Genomic DNA, 11,984 nt, shown 5'->3' with positions numbered 1-11,984 from the left:
GATCCAAGCATAGATAGCTACCTCCTCCGTTGTGTAGAAAGGGCACCCAACCGCGACGCCAATACTTAGGGTCATCAAAGTCGCAACCGATCATGCTGTCCAGTTCGCTCTTGGTCGCCAGGATGTCCTCCAGAGCACAAAACGAACGATTCCCCTGAAGCGCGTCCGTCGATCGCCAGTCTTGCCCATTTCGCCAGCGATACAGCTGCCGAAATGCCTCTGGCAGCTTGAGCATGATCTGAGCTTCGAACGCGTTGAGCTCGGCGTCGCTTGCCCCCTGCTGAAGGTTGGGGTAGTAGTCAGGGCGTTTCGCCGCAAGCCAGCGGTCCATTCGTTCGATCAAAGCGTTCATCATCATCTTCGTAAAGCGTATGTCTGGTGCAGGCACAGGCGCAGTTCCGGCTAGGCACGGGCCAGCGGCTCTAGGATGCCCCGCCATAGAACGGATGACAAGCTCATCCCGCTGGGTGAGTTCCGCCGCACAGCGTTGGCTGAGTATCGGAACGCCTCGATGGACTAGGCAGACCAAGCCCGACGCACCAGGTAGATGAGCGCCCTGGGTAGGCCCGGCGCAGCCTTTTGTCACGTATTCGCGTGGGCAGTTGGAGTATGTTTCCAAGCTTTCCCTCTGGGCTTCGCTGGCCCGTTCTTCCTGAGGAGCGCGAAACATGTCCCGGTATCTGTGCGAACTGAAAAATCTCTTCGTGGAACTGAAGGACCGCTACGGGGACAAGGATGATTCGGTGCTGCAGGTGAAGCACGAGATTGAGGCCGTTGAAGCCGTGGAGTCTCAGCATCAGAACCTGTTCACCCTTGGCCGTGACCGCTTTCTCGTGAGCGGCGGCAGGCACAGCTGGGAAGGCGTCTCAGGCCTCTTGCACTCAACCCAGCGACCGCCTCCCCTCTAGAGCCGTTGGGGGAAGGCATCACCAATGCCCGAAGGCTGCGCGCGGTCTTCAGTTGGCCTTCTTCTTGGGACGTCCAGCTTTCAGCGGGGACAGCGAATCGAGCGCACTCCGCAGTTGGGTGTCGGGGAGTTGTTGAAGGGCCTGCAGCCCGGCTCGCAGAAGTTCACTCTTCTTGGCGGGCCGCTTGAACCCTAACGCGCGGTCCTTGAGGACGACAATCAGCCCGAAGTCCTGTTTGGGCATTGTGAAACTGTCGCGCACGAGCTTGGCTTTGATTTTGGCGTCGTCGCGCACAGCATCGTGCGTGGCTCTGCGGACGGAGGTCGTCGACATCAATTCGTCCGCAATACGAGGTGAGACTGGCGGCGGCGCGACCACGGCCTTCACCGCCTTGGCCTTCGTTGGTCCAGCCTTTTTCGAAGTTGCCTTCTTCGCCGTCATCTCCTTCTGGGGCAGCGCGGCGGCTTTGACGCCGACTTTGGTCGATGCCGCCTTCTTGGTCGATGCCGCCTTCTTGGTAGGTGCCTTCTTGGCCGATGCTGCCTTCTTGGTCGATGCCGCCTTCTTGGTCGGTGCCGCCTTCTTGGTCGGTGCTGCCTTCTTGGCCGGTGCTGCCTTCTTGGCCGGTGCCGCTTTCTTGGCCGATGCTGCCTTCTTGGTCGGTGCTGCCTTCTTGGTCGGTGCCGCTTTCTTGGCCGGCGTCGCCCTTTCTGCCGAGAACTGAGTGACCACCGATTTTGTCGGCACGGCCGTTCGAGACGATGGCGTCTTGGCTGCTGGCTCGCTGGTGGCGGCAACTTCGACACTGGGCCACGGCGCCTTGTTGAACTCCAACTCCTGACGAGCCACCAGCACCTCGGCTGGCGGGTTCGATGCCAGTTCCGTCGCGGCAGGGATTGCAGCCTCTGCCGGCGGCTGGACCGACGGACCGACCACTGCCGGCCCGGTTGCGTCGTTGGGCTCGGAAACCGACGGGCCGTTGGTCGCGCTGATGTAGGTCATCCAATGTCTCCAAATATTGTGTAAATGATTTACACCGCATTTTGGTCGCCTTGAGTACCCCCATCAATAGTTTGTGCCCATCGCATTGGTCCCCATGACGCGTCGAAGCCGAAGCGCGTCGGCCGCGATTGACGGTGCTTTCTCTCGCGCGTCACATTGAAGGCGAACACTTGAGGCATGGTCCGACCACCCACATCGCCTGTGACGGCCGCCGAGCCCTCCTGCGTCATGCCGCTGGCGACGCGGTGGAGGCTTCCATGCCGATGAACCTGCTCGCCGTCATCGCCTCGTCCCGTATGGCCATGTCGCTCAGTCTCTCCGACGACATCGACAAGGTTCGAATCCTTCGAGCGGCCGGCATGGTGATCGCCGTTGTCCCGGGGCCAGGAAGCCCGTTCACGCTGTCAGGCCCCGAAAGGGCGGCCCAGGTTCTCGCCATCACCGAGAAGGGGCGAGAAGAGTTGATGCGAAGCCGTTGCCCCGACGAACAGGGACCGGGCGCCCCGATCCGTGGTAGCCCCGCCCATTTCTTGCGTGTCTTCGCAGAGCGCGCCAGAACAGGCGCTACGTTAGCGAGCCGGCAAAGTCTAGCCGGCTGGGCGCGACTCTTGCATGGCCCTCCAAACCAACCCGTGGAGTGACCTATGAAATCCGTCTCGGAATTGCTCACGCGTCGCGACTCTGCCCCCTGGCGCACCACGCCCGATGCGACCGTGTTCGACGCGCTGGCGGTGCTGGCCCAATATGAAGTAGGCGCGCTGATGGTCATCGCGGACGGCAAGCTCGTTGGCGTGGTCTCTGAACGAGACTACGCCCGCAAGGTCGACCTTCACGGCAAGAGCTCCAAAGAGGTGCAGGTCGCCGAAATCATGACGCCCAACGTCATGACCGTGACTCCTGCGACCCGCACCCGCGAGTGCATGACGATGATGAGCCACAAGCGGATTCGCCATCTGCCGGTGGTCGACGGCGACGTCGTGATCGGAATGATTTCCATCCGAGATCTGATGGATGACATCATCGCCGACCACGAGCAGACGATCGACCAGCTGCGCACCTACATCCACGGCTGAAGCCGGCACCGACCGAATTCAGAACGCTCACGGTGATTTCCTGCTCGGCGTTCGAGGGAGGCCCATGCAGCACCAGAGGAAGATACCCACGGAGCACATCGAGGTCACGGATCAGGTTGGAAAGCGGCACATGGTCGTGAAGTACACCGAGTACCTCGAGGCGAGGGCTGCTTGCGGATGCGACGCGAAAATCTCTTTCACTTGTCGCGCGCCGCGCAGCCCGACGCCGGGAATAGCTGCCCACCATCGGCGCCGACCCGGGACGCGAACGGTCAACTCGGCTCAGCGTCTGGATCCCGGCGTTGCTCAATGCGTGCGCAGCGCGCCGAGGCAACCAGCGATCAACCGTGACTTTCACGAGCGGCTCAGGCACGGAAATGTTCGTGAGCTTTTCGATCGCGTCCATCACCGCGCGGGCGCGCTCTGTTGCCGGGTGTTCCATCAAGGATGGCCGGATCGTCTCTATGCCGCAGTCATGCAAGCCTGGCCAGTTGCCGCCGGAAGGCCCTCAAGGATTGCCCCGGAGGACTGGCCCGTCGCTTTGCTCTGGCGAGTCGTGCCAGGCACGCAATGCCGAGGGTTGCGAGGCGCCGGGGATCGCTACCTCCAGCACGCCTCCCCTGCCCTGATTCACCCGAGCTTTCATGTCATCCACGCTGGATCGAGCCGCCGGCACGCTCTGTCTGACCCCTCAAGGCGCCGGGACCGCAGTCCGATTCGCGGGAACGATCTGCGGTTGATATGCGAAGACTTCGCGGCTTCGAATGTCAACGTTGACCTTCAGCCAGTTCGTGTCGTTCGTGCCGTTCGCCTGGTTATCGCCAAACGTCTCGACCCGCGTGAAGTTCTCGAGCCTTCGCCCGGCGGCGTCCAGCAGCGGCTTGTCGACTCTGTGGTAGTGCGAGTCCCCGTGTACGTAGGCCACCGGTTTCCGAAATGCAATGGTTTCCTCGCGCAGCGCAAGCAGGTATTCCTGGAACCCATCCGGCTGACCATCGGTCTCGGCGAGCGTCTTTGCGTCGCGCAATGGCGCCCGTGTTCCGTCGGTCGCGTCCCAACCCGGATTGGCCTGGGCAATGATCATGAGCGCCGCCGATTGCCGCGCGGCCGCGAAGCGAAAAGACTCCCTCAACCAGGCGATGTTGGCCTGGTTGCGTGCGGCCCATTCCGTGGGATCCGGCGCCGTATCGCAAAGGTTGTTGCAGGAGCCCTGAACATTCAGCGTGACATAGGTGACGCCGCCATAAGTCCATCGGCGGTTCTCGACACATGCGGTCGGGCCGTTCGCGCCGAGGCACAGCGGCGCCCCCGTTTGCACTTCCTGGCGAAGGCGCCGTTGACCCAATGAAAACGGCGTTCCGAAGAACATCTGCCGCTCGTGATCGAGCCGTTCTCGCGAAGAGAAGCCGCCGTTCGACGGGCGATCGCAATCGGTCCAATCGTTGTCACCGGGCGTCAGCATGGCAGGCGCCTTCAGCGAGTTGAAGTAGCCCAGAGCCTGGACATACATGGCATCGCTGCAGGTCGTCGGTGTGACCGAACCGGGCGTCCCGTTGCCGGCCTTCAAGTCTCCGTCATGGACGGTGAACGAAAGATCCTGCCTGTTCATGTCGGCAATGAGATTCGGAACCCCGGTGAGCGCCTGAACATCTGAATAAGGCAGATCGCCCCAGAGGCCTATGGYGTACGTCGGCCTTCCTCGGCCATCCTGATCGTCGTCGGCTTCCTGGTCGGCCGACGCAATGAGCGGCAGAGACGACAGGGTCATCGCAAAGATCACGGTCGAGAAGTTCCTGCGAATTCTCATGGAGGGCTCCTTTTGCACTGGCGGGTTGAGATTGACCTCGACAGTGGACGCCCGAAATGTGGCAGCCTGGTGACCGCGCTCCGCGGCCCTCCGGGCGTCATTGCTCAGCATCCTTGCAAGGCTGGGACCTCGTGAGTCGCTTGGTTCGGGACATCTAGCAAGGCGTCAGGTGACGGCTCGATTTTCCCCAATAGCAAGCAACGCCCACAACTCGCAATCTGCCGCCACACCGTCGTGCTGGCCGGCGCCCGCTTCGCGGCTACTGAGGCAGGTTCTTCTGCGATTCCGCGCGTACCTGCGCCGCGTTGGGCATGGTCGACAGGACCTTGCTGTTCACGCGTGACCCGCTGGTCACGTTCTGATCGGGCGCCGCGGCAGCCGCCTCCGCCTGGGCCCGTACCACGGAGGGGTCGGCGGTCGAGGTGAAGGGTTCAGCGCCACGGGAACCCCGCGTGACATTCTGATTCGGTGCGCGCGCCGTATCGATGGCCTGCTGCTGCACCGCCGCGGGGTCGGCAACCAACGTGAACGGCTCCGCGCCACGCGATCCCCGAGTGACGTTCTGGTTGGGGGCACGGGCAGCAGCGATCGCCTCCGCCTGCACCTCCGCGCGGCTTCGGCCGGCGGGCGCCTGTGCGTATGCCGCGCTTGCAAGCATCCACGAAATAGCCGTGGTCGTGACGATCCTGAAGATGGGTGAGACGTTCATGTGATTCCCTTGAAGGTTCCGATGTCGCTGGATGCGCCGGATTCTGCTCAAGGCTATTGGCCGCACATTGCGTGCCGATGACCCTCGCAATTCCCCCTGGGTTCCTGGGGAATTCGATATGCCCACCCGCCCCGACATCAGGTCGAACAAGCATCTGGACCGAGCCGATCGCTTATCCTGACGCTCCGAAGCGGTAGGTGACCCGCATCGACCCGCAAAGCCCCCTTTGCTGCACACACCATGGACACTTCCTTGCAAGTCGAGCAGTTCGACCACGATGAATGGCAGGTGCGAATCCTCATGACATGGGACGGCTTGCTACGCTGCCTTGCCGGGCGTTCTGAACTCGTCCACCAGAAGACTCTGAAGTGTCGAATCACCTTGCCCATGGGGCTTCAGGACCAGGAAGAGGCCATCGCACTGCTGCGGGTCAGGGCTCGGGAATTCATCGTCGATTGGCAGCGGCGCGACCACAGCGCCGACTCCGAATTCAGCGAGTTGTAGCGGGGGCTTCCGACCGGGGGCGATGCGCTTGCGATGCTTACCCAGCGCTGTTGGCGAGACGCAGCCAACTTGGAAATTGACGATCGAAGTCTTGCGGCGCGATCTCCGCGAGGTGCTCGCATGCGGCATCGGGAAGTGCCACGCTCATTTCCTCGTGCCAGAGCACGACGCCAAGCAACCGATGGACCAGGATGCGCTCCTCGCGCGGAACGGGAAACTCGGACACATGCGGCGGCAAGCGCAGCATCGAAATGCGTCGACGCACCTCGACGACGAACCACCCCGAGCGCCTCGCCCTGATGCACGCCGCCCGGCCCAGCCAGATCTGGAGACGGAGCTCCCACGCCACCAAGAGCACAAGGATCAGCGATGCGGCGAACATGAGAAATCCAGCGTAAGTAATTCTTGCCTAAAAGAATATTGTCCGAATCTCGATGGCAAGATTAGGCTTCGACGCATCGCTTCGCAATACACCGAAGGTCCTGTCACGCCAAGTCGCTCACGAAAACCGTGATTTCTGTCGCTCGCGAGCAACTGGCGGGCGATGTCTGTGGCATCGGCACCTGGGAATCGCTCCTCTGGATGGAAGCGGTGGTCCAGTTTGAAGGCGGCGAGATTCGCCAGCCCCACGTCGGGGAAGGGACGATCGATGTCGACGGGAACGCTGCCGCGCTCAAAGGATGAATGCGCTGATGGCCAGGAAATGGCTGGCTGACCCGCCGAGCACGCACACGTGCCAGGCACCGTGCGCATGCTGCCAACCGCGCCCATTGCGATAGAACACGGTGCCGAACGAATAGCATGCCGCGCCTGCCATCAGCCAGGCCAGTGCGACTCTGTCCAGTTCCGTGATGACGGGCGTCGCCGCGAGCACCGCCAGCCACCCCATGCCGAGGTACCGGATCAGGGACGGGCGCGAGCATTCCTTCGCGCGCATCTCAAGCGCGACGCCGGTCAAGGCGATCGCCCATATCGCACCGACCAGGGCCGCTCCCTGCCATCCTCCAAGGGAAACCAAGCCGAACGGCGTGTAGGTGCCGGCAATCATCAGGTAGATCGCGCAATGGTCGGCTCTGCGCCAAGTCTCCTTCGCAGGACCCTGGGACGAGTGATAAAGCGTCGAAGCTGCGTACAACAGGATCAGCGTCAGGGCGAATACCGCAGCACCGGCAGCGCGCACCGTGTCCCCGGTGCTCGCGGCCTTGATCCAAAGAAACGCGCCGCCGACGAGCGAGAGCATCAAGCCCAGCAGGTGGCTGTAACCATTGAATCGCTCCCCTTCAACGATGCGGAGGCCCCGGGCGAAATATGGATTGAAGGCTGCCATCACTGCAAGATCAGAAGCGGGTGCGATGACCTCACGATGACGCACTGAATCGCCCCGGGTTTTGAGGAGGCTCAACACTCTGAGAGGATTGAGCCATGAAGAAGCTTTCCGGCAACACTCGATGCAGGCGCGGACGTCCGGTTTGGAGCGAATTCTGCCTCGATGCCGGCCGACCGCTCCTGGCCGCATGCTGCTACAGGATCAGGAGGGGCCGCGTCTTCCACATCGACAGCATCGTGGAAGCTCACCGCACGATGGAGACGAACACGGCCGGTGGCAAGATCGTGATGCTCACGCTCACACCACCATCGGCACCGCCGCGCCGTCCATCGAAATGATGGCGCCAGAGATGTAGGCCGCGCCCGGCGAGCTCAGGAAGACCACCGCCCGGGCGATGTCCTCGGGCGTGGCCAGGCGGCCGAGCGGCGCCCGCGCCTGCGCATCGCGCAGCACTTCTTCCTCGCTGATCTTGCGCAGGCGGGCATCCGCGGCAATGCCCTGCGCCATGCGGTCGGTCAGGGTCAGCGCCGGGTTGACCGCGTTCACGCGCACCCCCAGGGGCCCGTAGGCCGCCGCCAGGCCGGCGGTCGCGAGCATCAACGCCGCATTGGCGGCACCGCCCGCCAGGTGGGTCGGCGAAGCGACCTTGCCGCCCATGCCGATGACGTTCACGATCGCGCCCGATCCGCGCTCGCCCATGCGCTTGATCACAGGATCCATGACGTTGATGTAGGTGAAGAACTTGGCCTGCATCGCGTCCTGCCAGGCCTGCGGCTGCAGCTCGCCGAAGGGCGTGCGGCGCGCGGCGCCCGCCGAGTTGACCAGCACGTCGACCGCGCCACCCTCGCCTTGAACGGCGTCGACCATCGCCAGCGCTGCGCCGGCATCGCCCAGGTCGGCGCAGTGGCCGCGCACCGCATGGCCCTCGCCCTGCAGGCTGGCGACGGCGGCTTCGACGTGCGCGGCCGTGCGCCCCACCAGGCTGACCCGCGCGCCTTCGCGCAGGAACTCGCGGGCGCAGGCCAGCCCGATGCCGCGGCTGCCGCCGGTGACAAGCACGTGCTTGCCGGTCAATTGAAGATCCATGGCGCCTCCGAAGGATGGTCTTGTTGCTCAGGCCTCCACTGTGGCACAGCCGGCCGGCAGGGGCAGCGCCACCCCCGAATCGGCGAATACCTCGCGCACCACCGACAGCGCGTTGAGCGCGGCCGGGAATCCCGCATACACGGCCATCTGCATCACCACCTCGACCACCTCGACCGGCGTGCAGCCCACATGCAGGGCCGCATGCACGTGCACCCGCAGCTGCGGCAGCGCATGGCCCATGGCACTCAGCGCGGCGACCGTCGCCAGCTCGCGTTCGCGCAGGCCCAGGCCTTGGCGCGCATAGATGTCGCCGAAGGGAAACTCCAGCACGTAGCGGGCGAAGTCCGGGAACGACGCCGCCAGCCCTTCGACCACCGCGAGGCCGGCCGGGCCGTCCACCTGGGCCAGCAGGCGCATGCCGCGTTCATAGCGTTCGTTGTCGATCGGATTCGAGTTCATTGCGTCTCTCCAGTCAAAACGTTGATGGCCGCGACTGTAGGGATGCGGCCGATCCCATGGAATGACCGATTTCGTGATACCTTTTTGGTATGTCAGGACGCCTCGATTCCCGCTCGCTCGCCCTCTTCCTCGCGGTCGCCGACACGCTGAGCTTTCGCCAGGCGGCCGAGGTGCTGCATCTGTCGCAGCCGCCGCTGAGCCGCGCCATCCGCGAGCTCGAGGAACGGCTCGGCGCGCGGCTGTTCGAACGCAGCACGCAGGGCGTCGAGCTCACCGACGCCGGCCGCAGCCTGTTGCCCTACGCGCGGGGCGTTGCCAGGCTGCTGCGGCAGGCCGAAGCGGAATTGGCCCCGCGCAGCCTGCCGCCGACCTTGCGCCTCGGCCTGACCAGCGCGGTGGAGCCGGCCTGGTTTCGCGGATTGGCGCAACGGATCCAGCAAAGGCATCCGGGCACTGCCGTTTCCACACAGTCCGACAGCTCGCCGCGGCTGGTCCGGATGCTGCGCGCCGGCAAGCTGGACGCTGCCTTCGTGGCGCTGCCAACCGACGCCCCGGGCCTCGACGTGCTGGCGCTCGACCGCCTGCCGATGGTGGCCGCGCTGCCTTCCTCCCATCCGCTGGCGAAGCGCAGGTCGCTGTGCCTGGCCGACCTGGCGTCGGAGACGATTCTTTGGTTCGAGCGGGCGCGCCAGCCCGCCTTCTACGACCATTGCCAGCAGGTCTTCGCTCGCCACGGCTTCGCACCGCGCAAGCTCAAGGAGCCGGCCGATCATCACGTGCTGCTGGCCGCCGTCGCCGAGGGGCGGGGCATCGCGCTGCTGCCGAAGTCCTTTGCCGCCCTGAAACGCGCCGGCGTCGCGTATCGCAAGCTGGCCGAAGGCGAGGAGCTCGCCGTCGGGGTCGGCCTGGCGACGCCACGGGACCGTCCGGCGCTGCGCGACATGCTGGCGAAGGCCGGCACGCCATGAGGCCTTATCCTTCCGACCTCCCTCGCCCCTGCCATCTTCAATGGACCCCATGACATCGAATTCAGTGCTCGCGCGGCTCATCGAGTTCGGCAACGCCGGGGACCTGGACACCCGAGGGATTCATTTCACCAGACCCCACACCATGGACTCATCGCTGCGAATCCGTCCCGTCGCCGACGCCGACTTCCCGGCCTGGAAGCCGCTCTGGGACGGCTACAACGCCTTCTACGGCCGCAGCGGACCGACCGCGCTGCCGGCCGAAGTCAGCACGACCAGCTGGTCGCGCTTCCTCGACCCCGGAGAGCCGATGCATGCGCTCGTCGCCGAGGGCCCCGCCGGCCTGCTGGGACTGGTGCACTTCCTCTATCACCGCAGCACCAGCCAGATCGGCATGAACTGCTACCTGCACGATCTCTTCACGGTCGAGGCCGCCCGGGGCCGGGGTGTCGCTCGGGCCCTGATCGAGGAGGTCTACCGAAGGGCGGCCGCCGCAGGGTCCCCGCGGGTCTACTGGCAGACCCACGAGACCAACGCCACGGCGATGAAGCTCTACGACAAGATCGCTGAGAAGTCCGGCTTCGTGGTCTATCGGAAACTGCTCTGACGCCGCTCGCAGGCGCAGAACGGCTTCACGGCTTCGCATATCCCACGGTCTGCGCCAGGGCGATGCGCTGGTTGATCGGCAGGCCGAGCGCATGCGCGAGCTCGCGTCGATCGATCAGCGCCCGCACGACAGTGCCCAACCCGGCCGCCGCGCAGTAGAGATACACGTTCTGCGCGATGCAGCCCGCATCGGCACCGGCCAGGAAGGGGCGATCCTCCACCCGCACCTCTTCCATGCGCTCGAGGTCCGCGACGTACACCAGGTTGATCGGCGCGGTGGCAACGAAATCCTGTGTGCCGGCGTACTCGCGGAGGTCCTGGGCCGTGACCAGCAGCAGGCGATGCGTGCGCGGCTCGTACCGGTACGCTCCCTCGGCCAGCACCACATGGACATCGATCTCCTTCCAGTTGTGCGCCGAAGGCGCCGTGCGTCCGCCCTGCTGTTCCCGGTTGACGCCGAACGCCGCCCAGAGCAGCGCGGAGAGCACCTCCAGCGTGATCGCATCGGCCAGGAACGCGCGCGTGCTGTGCCGCTTCTTGAGCGCCTGGTCCAGAGACAGGTGCTGCCGCAGGACCGGGGAAGGCAGCACGACGGTATCGGTTTCGAGATTCAATGGAATGGTCGGCATCGAACGACTCCTCGGAGGCATGAACAGATCGCCGCGCCGGAGGCGGGATCGGATCTCAGGATCACGCAAGGCCGATACCGGTGCCTTGACGCAGCGCAAGTGCACCGCAAGGTCGCGCGAATGCGCCGAGGGCCAGCAGGTCGACCGCGGGTGCCCGGAGTTGCCCGCGTCCCGCGCAGTACTTCGATGTCAGGGTCAAGGCAGTCGGACTGCTTCAGAACCGGAGGCGGCTCACGGACAACCCCTGTTGCGCGCCGGGTCATCGACCTGGCCCTCTGCGCCGATGGGGCGCAAACTGCTCGAGCGGTCGGCACACGTTCGCAGCCGACCTGTCGCGCCCTTTTTGCGCTGGCGCAACCCCCCCTTCCAGGAGGGCGCGCACCATGGATCGCCATCCAAAGGAGAATTGACATGAAGCATCAGTGGATCCTTGTCGCCAATGCATCGCTGGCGCGGATCTTCCGCCGCGATTTCCCATTGGCCGCTCTGGAGCCGGTGGAGACCCTGACGCATGAGGAGAGCCGGATGCGGCGCAGCGAACTGGCATCGGACCACCCCGGCCGCGACGCCACGGACAACAACTACAACAACAACATCAACAACAACACCCACGGCGTCGTTCGCTTCGAGCCGCGCACCGACGCCCGGCGCAAGGAGCTTGATCATTTCGCACGCGAAGTGGCCGATCGACTGGACCAGGGGCTCGCGGCCCGCAAGTTCGAATCCCTCGCGGTCTGTGCGTCGAACCCCTTCCTCGGTGAACTCCGGACCCGGCTCAGCGAGCCGGTCCAGAAGAAGATCAGCCTGGAGTTCAACGCCGATCTGACCTCGCTGAGCCCGACCGAGATTGAAAGGCGCCTGAAGGAGGCGCGGCCCTAGCCATCGAGCGGCACGCCACAGAGCTCGCTT

Annotated in this window: 19 protein-coding genes; 9 read left to right on the top strand and 10 right to left on the bottom strand. The window is 64.5% G+C overall.

Annotated features, from left to right (window positions below; genetic code table 11):
• On the bottom strand, positions 1-352 hold a 352-nt coding region (locus AC1D2E_RS22450), incomplete at its 3' end, for an SMI1/KNR4 family protein (protein ID WP_478199442.1).
• Between the two features lie 316 nt (positions 353-668).
• On the opposite strand from AC1D2E_RS22450, the gene AC1D2E_RS22445 reads away from it, so the two are divergent.
• Positions 669-908, top strand: coding sequence for a hypothetical protein (locus AC1D2E_RS22445; protein ID WP_478199441.1), 240 nt, complete (start codon positions 669-671; stop codon positions 906-908).
• 48 nt (positions 909-956) lie between these two features.
• Here AC1D2E_RS22445 and AC1D2E_RS22440 read toward each other — a convergent pair whose 3' ends face one another.
• Positions 957-1,910 (bottom strand): hypothetical protein, encoded by a 954-nt coding sequence (locus AC1D2E_RS22440; RefSeq protein WP_478199440.1) that lies wholly within the window; start codon positions 1,908-1,910, stop codon positions 957-959.
• A gap of 257 nt (positions 1,911-2,167) precedes the next feature.
• Here AC1D2E_RS22440 and AC1D2E_RS22435 point away from each other — a divergent pair, with 257 nt between their 5' ends.
• Together AC1D2E_RS22435 and AC1D2E_RS22430 are read left to right on the top strand one after the other, a co-directional pair.
• The gene (locus AC1D2E_RS22435; protein WP_478199439.1) at positions 2,168-2,551 is read left to right on the top strand and encodes a hypothetical protein; all 384 of its coding nucleotides are present in this window, start codon (positions 2,168-2,170) and stop codon (positions 2,549-2,551) included.
• A 3-nt stretch (positions 2,552-2,554) separates the two neighbouring features.
• Entirely contained in the window at positions 2,555-2,983 is a 429-nt protein-coding gene (locus AC1D2E_RS22430) for a CBS domain-containing protein (protein ID WP_478199438.1), read from the top strand.
• Positions 2,984-3,094: 111 nt separating this feature from the next.
• Here the strand turns inward: AC1D2E_RS22430 and AC1D2E_RS22425 are convergent, their stop codons facing one another.
• The 3 genes from AC1D2E_RS22425 to AC1D2E_RS22415 all read right to left on the bottom strand — a co-directional run bounded on the left by AC1D2E_RS22425 (position 3,095) and on the right by AC1D2E_RS22415 (position 5,499).
• The gene (locus AC1D2E_RS22425) at positions 3,095-3,259 is read right to left on the bottom strand and encodes a phage integrase family protein (RefSeq protein WP_478199437.1); all 165 of its coding nucleotides are present in this window, start codon (positions 3,257-3,259) and stop codon (positions 3,095-3,097) included.
• Between the two features lie 415 nt (positions 3,260-3,674).
• Positions 3,675-4,790, bottom strand: coding sequence for a hypothetical protein (locus tag AC1D2E_RS22420; protein WP_478199436.1), 1,116 nt, complete (start codon positions 4,788-4,790; stop codon positions 3,675-3,677).
• 259 nt (positions 4,791-5,049) lie between these two features.
• On the bottom strand, positions 5,050-5,499 hold the full coding sequence (locus tag AC1D2E_RS22415) for a hypothetical protein (RefSeq protein ID WP_478199435.1): 450 nt from the start codon (positions 5,497-5,499) through the stop codon (positions 5,050-5,052).
• Positions 5,500-5,739: 240 nt separating this feature from the next.
• On the opposite strand from AC1D2E_RS22415, the gene AC1D2E_RS22410 reads away from it, so the two are divergent.
• The gene (locus AC1D2E_RS22410) at positions 5,740-6,003 is read left to right on the top strand and encodes a hypothetical protein (protein ID WP_478199434.1); all 264 of its coding nucleotides are present in this window, start codon (positions 5,740-5,742) and stop codon (positions 6,001-6,003) included.
• Positions 6,004-6,040: 37 nt separating this feature from the next.
• On the opposite strand, the gene AC1D2E_RS22405 is transcribed toward AC1D2E_RS22410, so the two are convergent.
• Positions 6,041-6,385: a hypothetical protein gene (locus tag AC1D2E_RS22405; RefSeq protein WP_478199433.1), complete on the bottom strand. Its 345-nt coding sequence runs from the start codon at positions 6,383-6,385 to the stop codon at positions 6,041-6,043.
• Between the two features lie 128 nt (positions 6,386-6,513).
• Between AC1D2E_RS22405 and AC1D2E_RS22400 the strand changes: the two genes are divergently transcribed.
• Positions 6,514-6,687, top strand: a complete 174-nt coding sequence (locus AC1D2E_RS22400) for a hypothetical protein (RefSeq protein ID WP_478199432.1) — start codon at positions 6,514-6,516, stop codon at positions 6,685-6,687.
• Here AC1D2E_RS22400 and trhA read toward each other — a convergent pair.
• Positions 6,677-7,405: a PAQR family membrane homeostasis protein TrhA gene (gene trhA, locus AC1D2E_RS22395; protein WP_478199431.1), complete on the bottom strand. Its 729-nt coding sequence runs from the start codon at positions 7,403-7,405 to the stop codon at positions 6,677-6,679. The genes AC1D2E_RS22400 and trhA overlap by 11 nt on opposite strands.
• A gap of 20 nt (positions 7,406-7,425) precedes the next feature.
• Here trhA and AC1D2E_RS22390 point away from each other — a divergent pair, with 20 nt between their 5' ends.
• Positions 7,426-7,668 (top strand): hypothetical protein, encoded by a 243-nt coding sequence (locus AC1D2E_RS22390; protein ID WP_478199430.1) that lies wholly within the window; start codon positions 7,426-7,428, stop codon positions 7,666-7,668.
• On the opposite strand, the gene AC1D2E_RS22385 is transcribed toward AC1D2E_RS22390, so the two are convergent.
• Both AC1D2E_RS22385 and AC1D2E_RS22380 read right to left on the bottom strand, forming a co-directional pair.
• Complete coding sequence (locus tag AC1D2E_RS22385; RefSeq protein WP_478174780.1) at positions 7,628-8,416, bottom strand: SDR family NAD(P)-dependent oxidoreductase; 789 nt, start codon at positions 8,414-8,416, stop codon at positions 7,628-7,630. The two genes, AC1D2E_RS22390 and AC1D2E_RS22385, sit on opposite strands and share 41 nt — an antisense overlap.
• A 27-nt stretch (positions 8,417-8,443) precedes the next feature.
• A complete protein-coding gene (locus AC1D2E_RS22380; RefSeq protein WP_478199429.1) occupies positions 8,444-8,875 on the bottom strand; it encodes a carboxymuconolactone decarboxylase family protein in 432 nt (143 codons plus the stop codon).
• 89 nt (positions 8,876-8,964) lie between these two features.
• Here AC1D2E_RS22380 and AC1D2E_RS22375 point away from each other — a divergent pair, with 89 nt between their 5' ends.
• Positions 8,965-9,843, top strand: a complete 879-nt coding sequence (locus AC1D2E_RS22375; protein ID WP_478199428.1) for a LysR family transcriptional regulator — start codon at positions 8,965-8,967, stop codon at positions 9,841-9,843.
• A 142-nt stretch (positions 9,844-9,985) separates the two neighbouring features.
• Positions 9,986-10,447, top strand: a complete 462-nt coding sequence (locus AC1D2E_RS22370) for an N-acetyltransferase family protein (RefSeq protein ID WP_478199427.1) — start codon at positions 9,986-9,988, stop codon at positions 10,445-10,447.
• Between the two features lie 25 nt (positions 10,448-10,472).
• Here AC1D2E_RS22370 and AC1D2E_RS22365 read toward each other — a convergent pair whose 3' ends face one another.
• On the bottom strand, positions 10,473-11,075 hold the full coding sequence (locus AC1D2E_RS22365; RefSeq protein WP_478199426.1) for a nitroreductase family protein: 603 nt from the start codon (positions 11,073-11,075) through the stop codon (positions 10,473-10,475).
• A gap of 411 nt (positions 11,076-11,486) precedes the next feature.
• Here AC1D2E_RS22365 and AC1D2E_RS22360 point away from each other — a divergent pair, with 411 nt between their 5' ends.
• Positions 11,487-11,954, top strand: coding sequence for a host attachment protein (locus AC1D2E_RS22360; RefSeq protein ID WP_478199425.1), 468 nt, complete (start codon positions 11,487-11,489; stop codon positions 11,952-11,954).
• Positions 11,955-11,984: the final 30 nt, after the last annotated feature.

The sequence above is a fragment of the Variovorax sp. P1_H2 genome (assembly GCF_056405295.1).
Note: the sequence above shows the minus strand (reverse complement) of the source record. Positions and strands in the feature narration are given on the sequence as shown.

Coding starts and splice junctions, on each gene's coding strand:
- AC1D2E_RS22445 (WP_478199441.1), top strand. CDS start 669: ATGTCCCGGTATCTGTGCGAACTGAAAAATCTCTTCGTGGAACTGAAG.
- AC1D2E_RS22440 (WP_478199440.1), bottom strand. CDS start 1,910: ATGACCTACATCAGCGCGACCAACGGCCCGTCGGTTTCCGAGCCCAAC.
- AC1D2E_RS22435 (WP_478199439.1), top strand. CDS start 2,168: ATGCCGATGAACCTGCTCGCCGTCATCGCCTCGTCCCGTATGGCCATG.
- AC1D2E_RS22430 (WP_478199438.1), top strand. CDS start 2,555: ATGAAATCCGTCTCGGAATTGCTCACGCGTCGCGACTCTGCCCCCTGG.
- AC1D2E_RS22415 (WP_478199435.1), bottom strand. CDS start 5,499: ATGAACGTCTCACCCATCTTCAGGATCGTCACGACCACGGCTATTTCG.
- AC1D2E_RS22410 (WP_478199434.1), top strand. CDS start 5,740: ATGGACACTTCCTTGCAAGTCGAGCAGTTCGACCACGATGAATGGCAG.
- AC1D2E_RS22405 (WP_478199433.1), bottom strand. CDS start 6,385: ATGTTCGCCGCATCGCTGATCCTTGTGCTCTTGGTGGCGTGGGAGCTC.
- AC1D2E_RS22390 (WP_478199430.1), top strand. CDS start 7,426: ATGAAGAAGCTTTCCGGCAACACTCGATGCAGGCGCGGACGTCCGGTT.
- AC1D2E_RS22385 (WP_478174780.1), bottom strand. CDS start 8,416: ATGGATCTTCAATTGACCGGCAAGCACGTGCTTGTCACCGGCGGCAGC.
- AC1D2E_RS22380 (WP_478199429.1), bottom strand. CDS start 8,875: ATGAACTCGAATCCGATCGACAACGAACGCTATGAACGCGGCATGCGC.
- AC1D2E_RS22375 (WP_478199428.1), top strand. CDS start 8,965: ATGTCAGGACGCCTCGATTCCCGCTCGCTCGCCCTCTTCCTCGCGGTC.
- AC1D2E_RS22370 (WP_478199427.1), top strand. CDS start 9,986: ATGGACTCATCGCTGCGAATCCGTCCCGTCGCCGACGCCGACTTCCCG.
- AC1D2E_RS22365 (WP_478199426.1), bottom strand. CDS start 11,075: ATGCCGACCATTCCATTGAATCTCGAAACCGATACCGTCGTGCTGCCT.
- AC1D2E_RS22360 (WP_478199425.1), top strand. CDS start 11,487: ATGAAGCATCAGTGGATCCTTGTCGCCAATGCATCGCTGGCGCGGATC.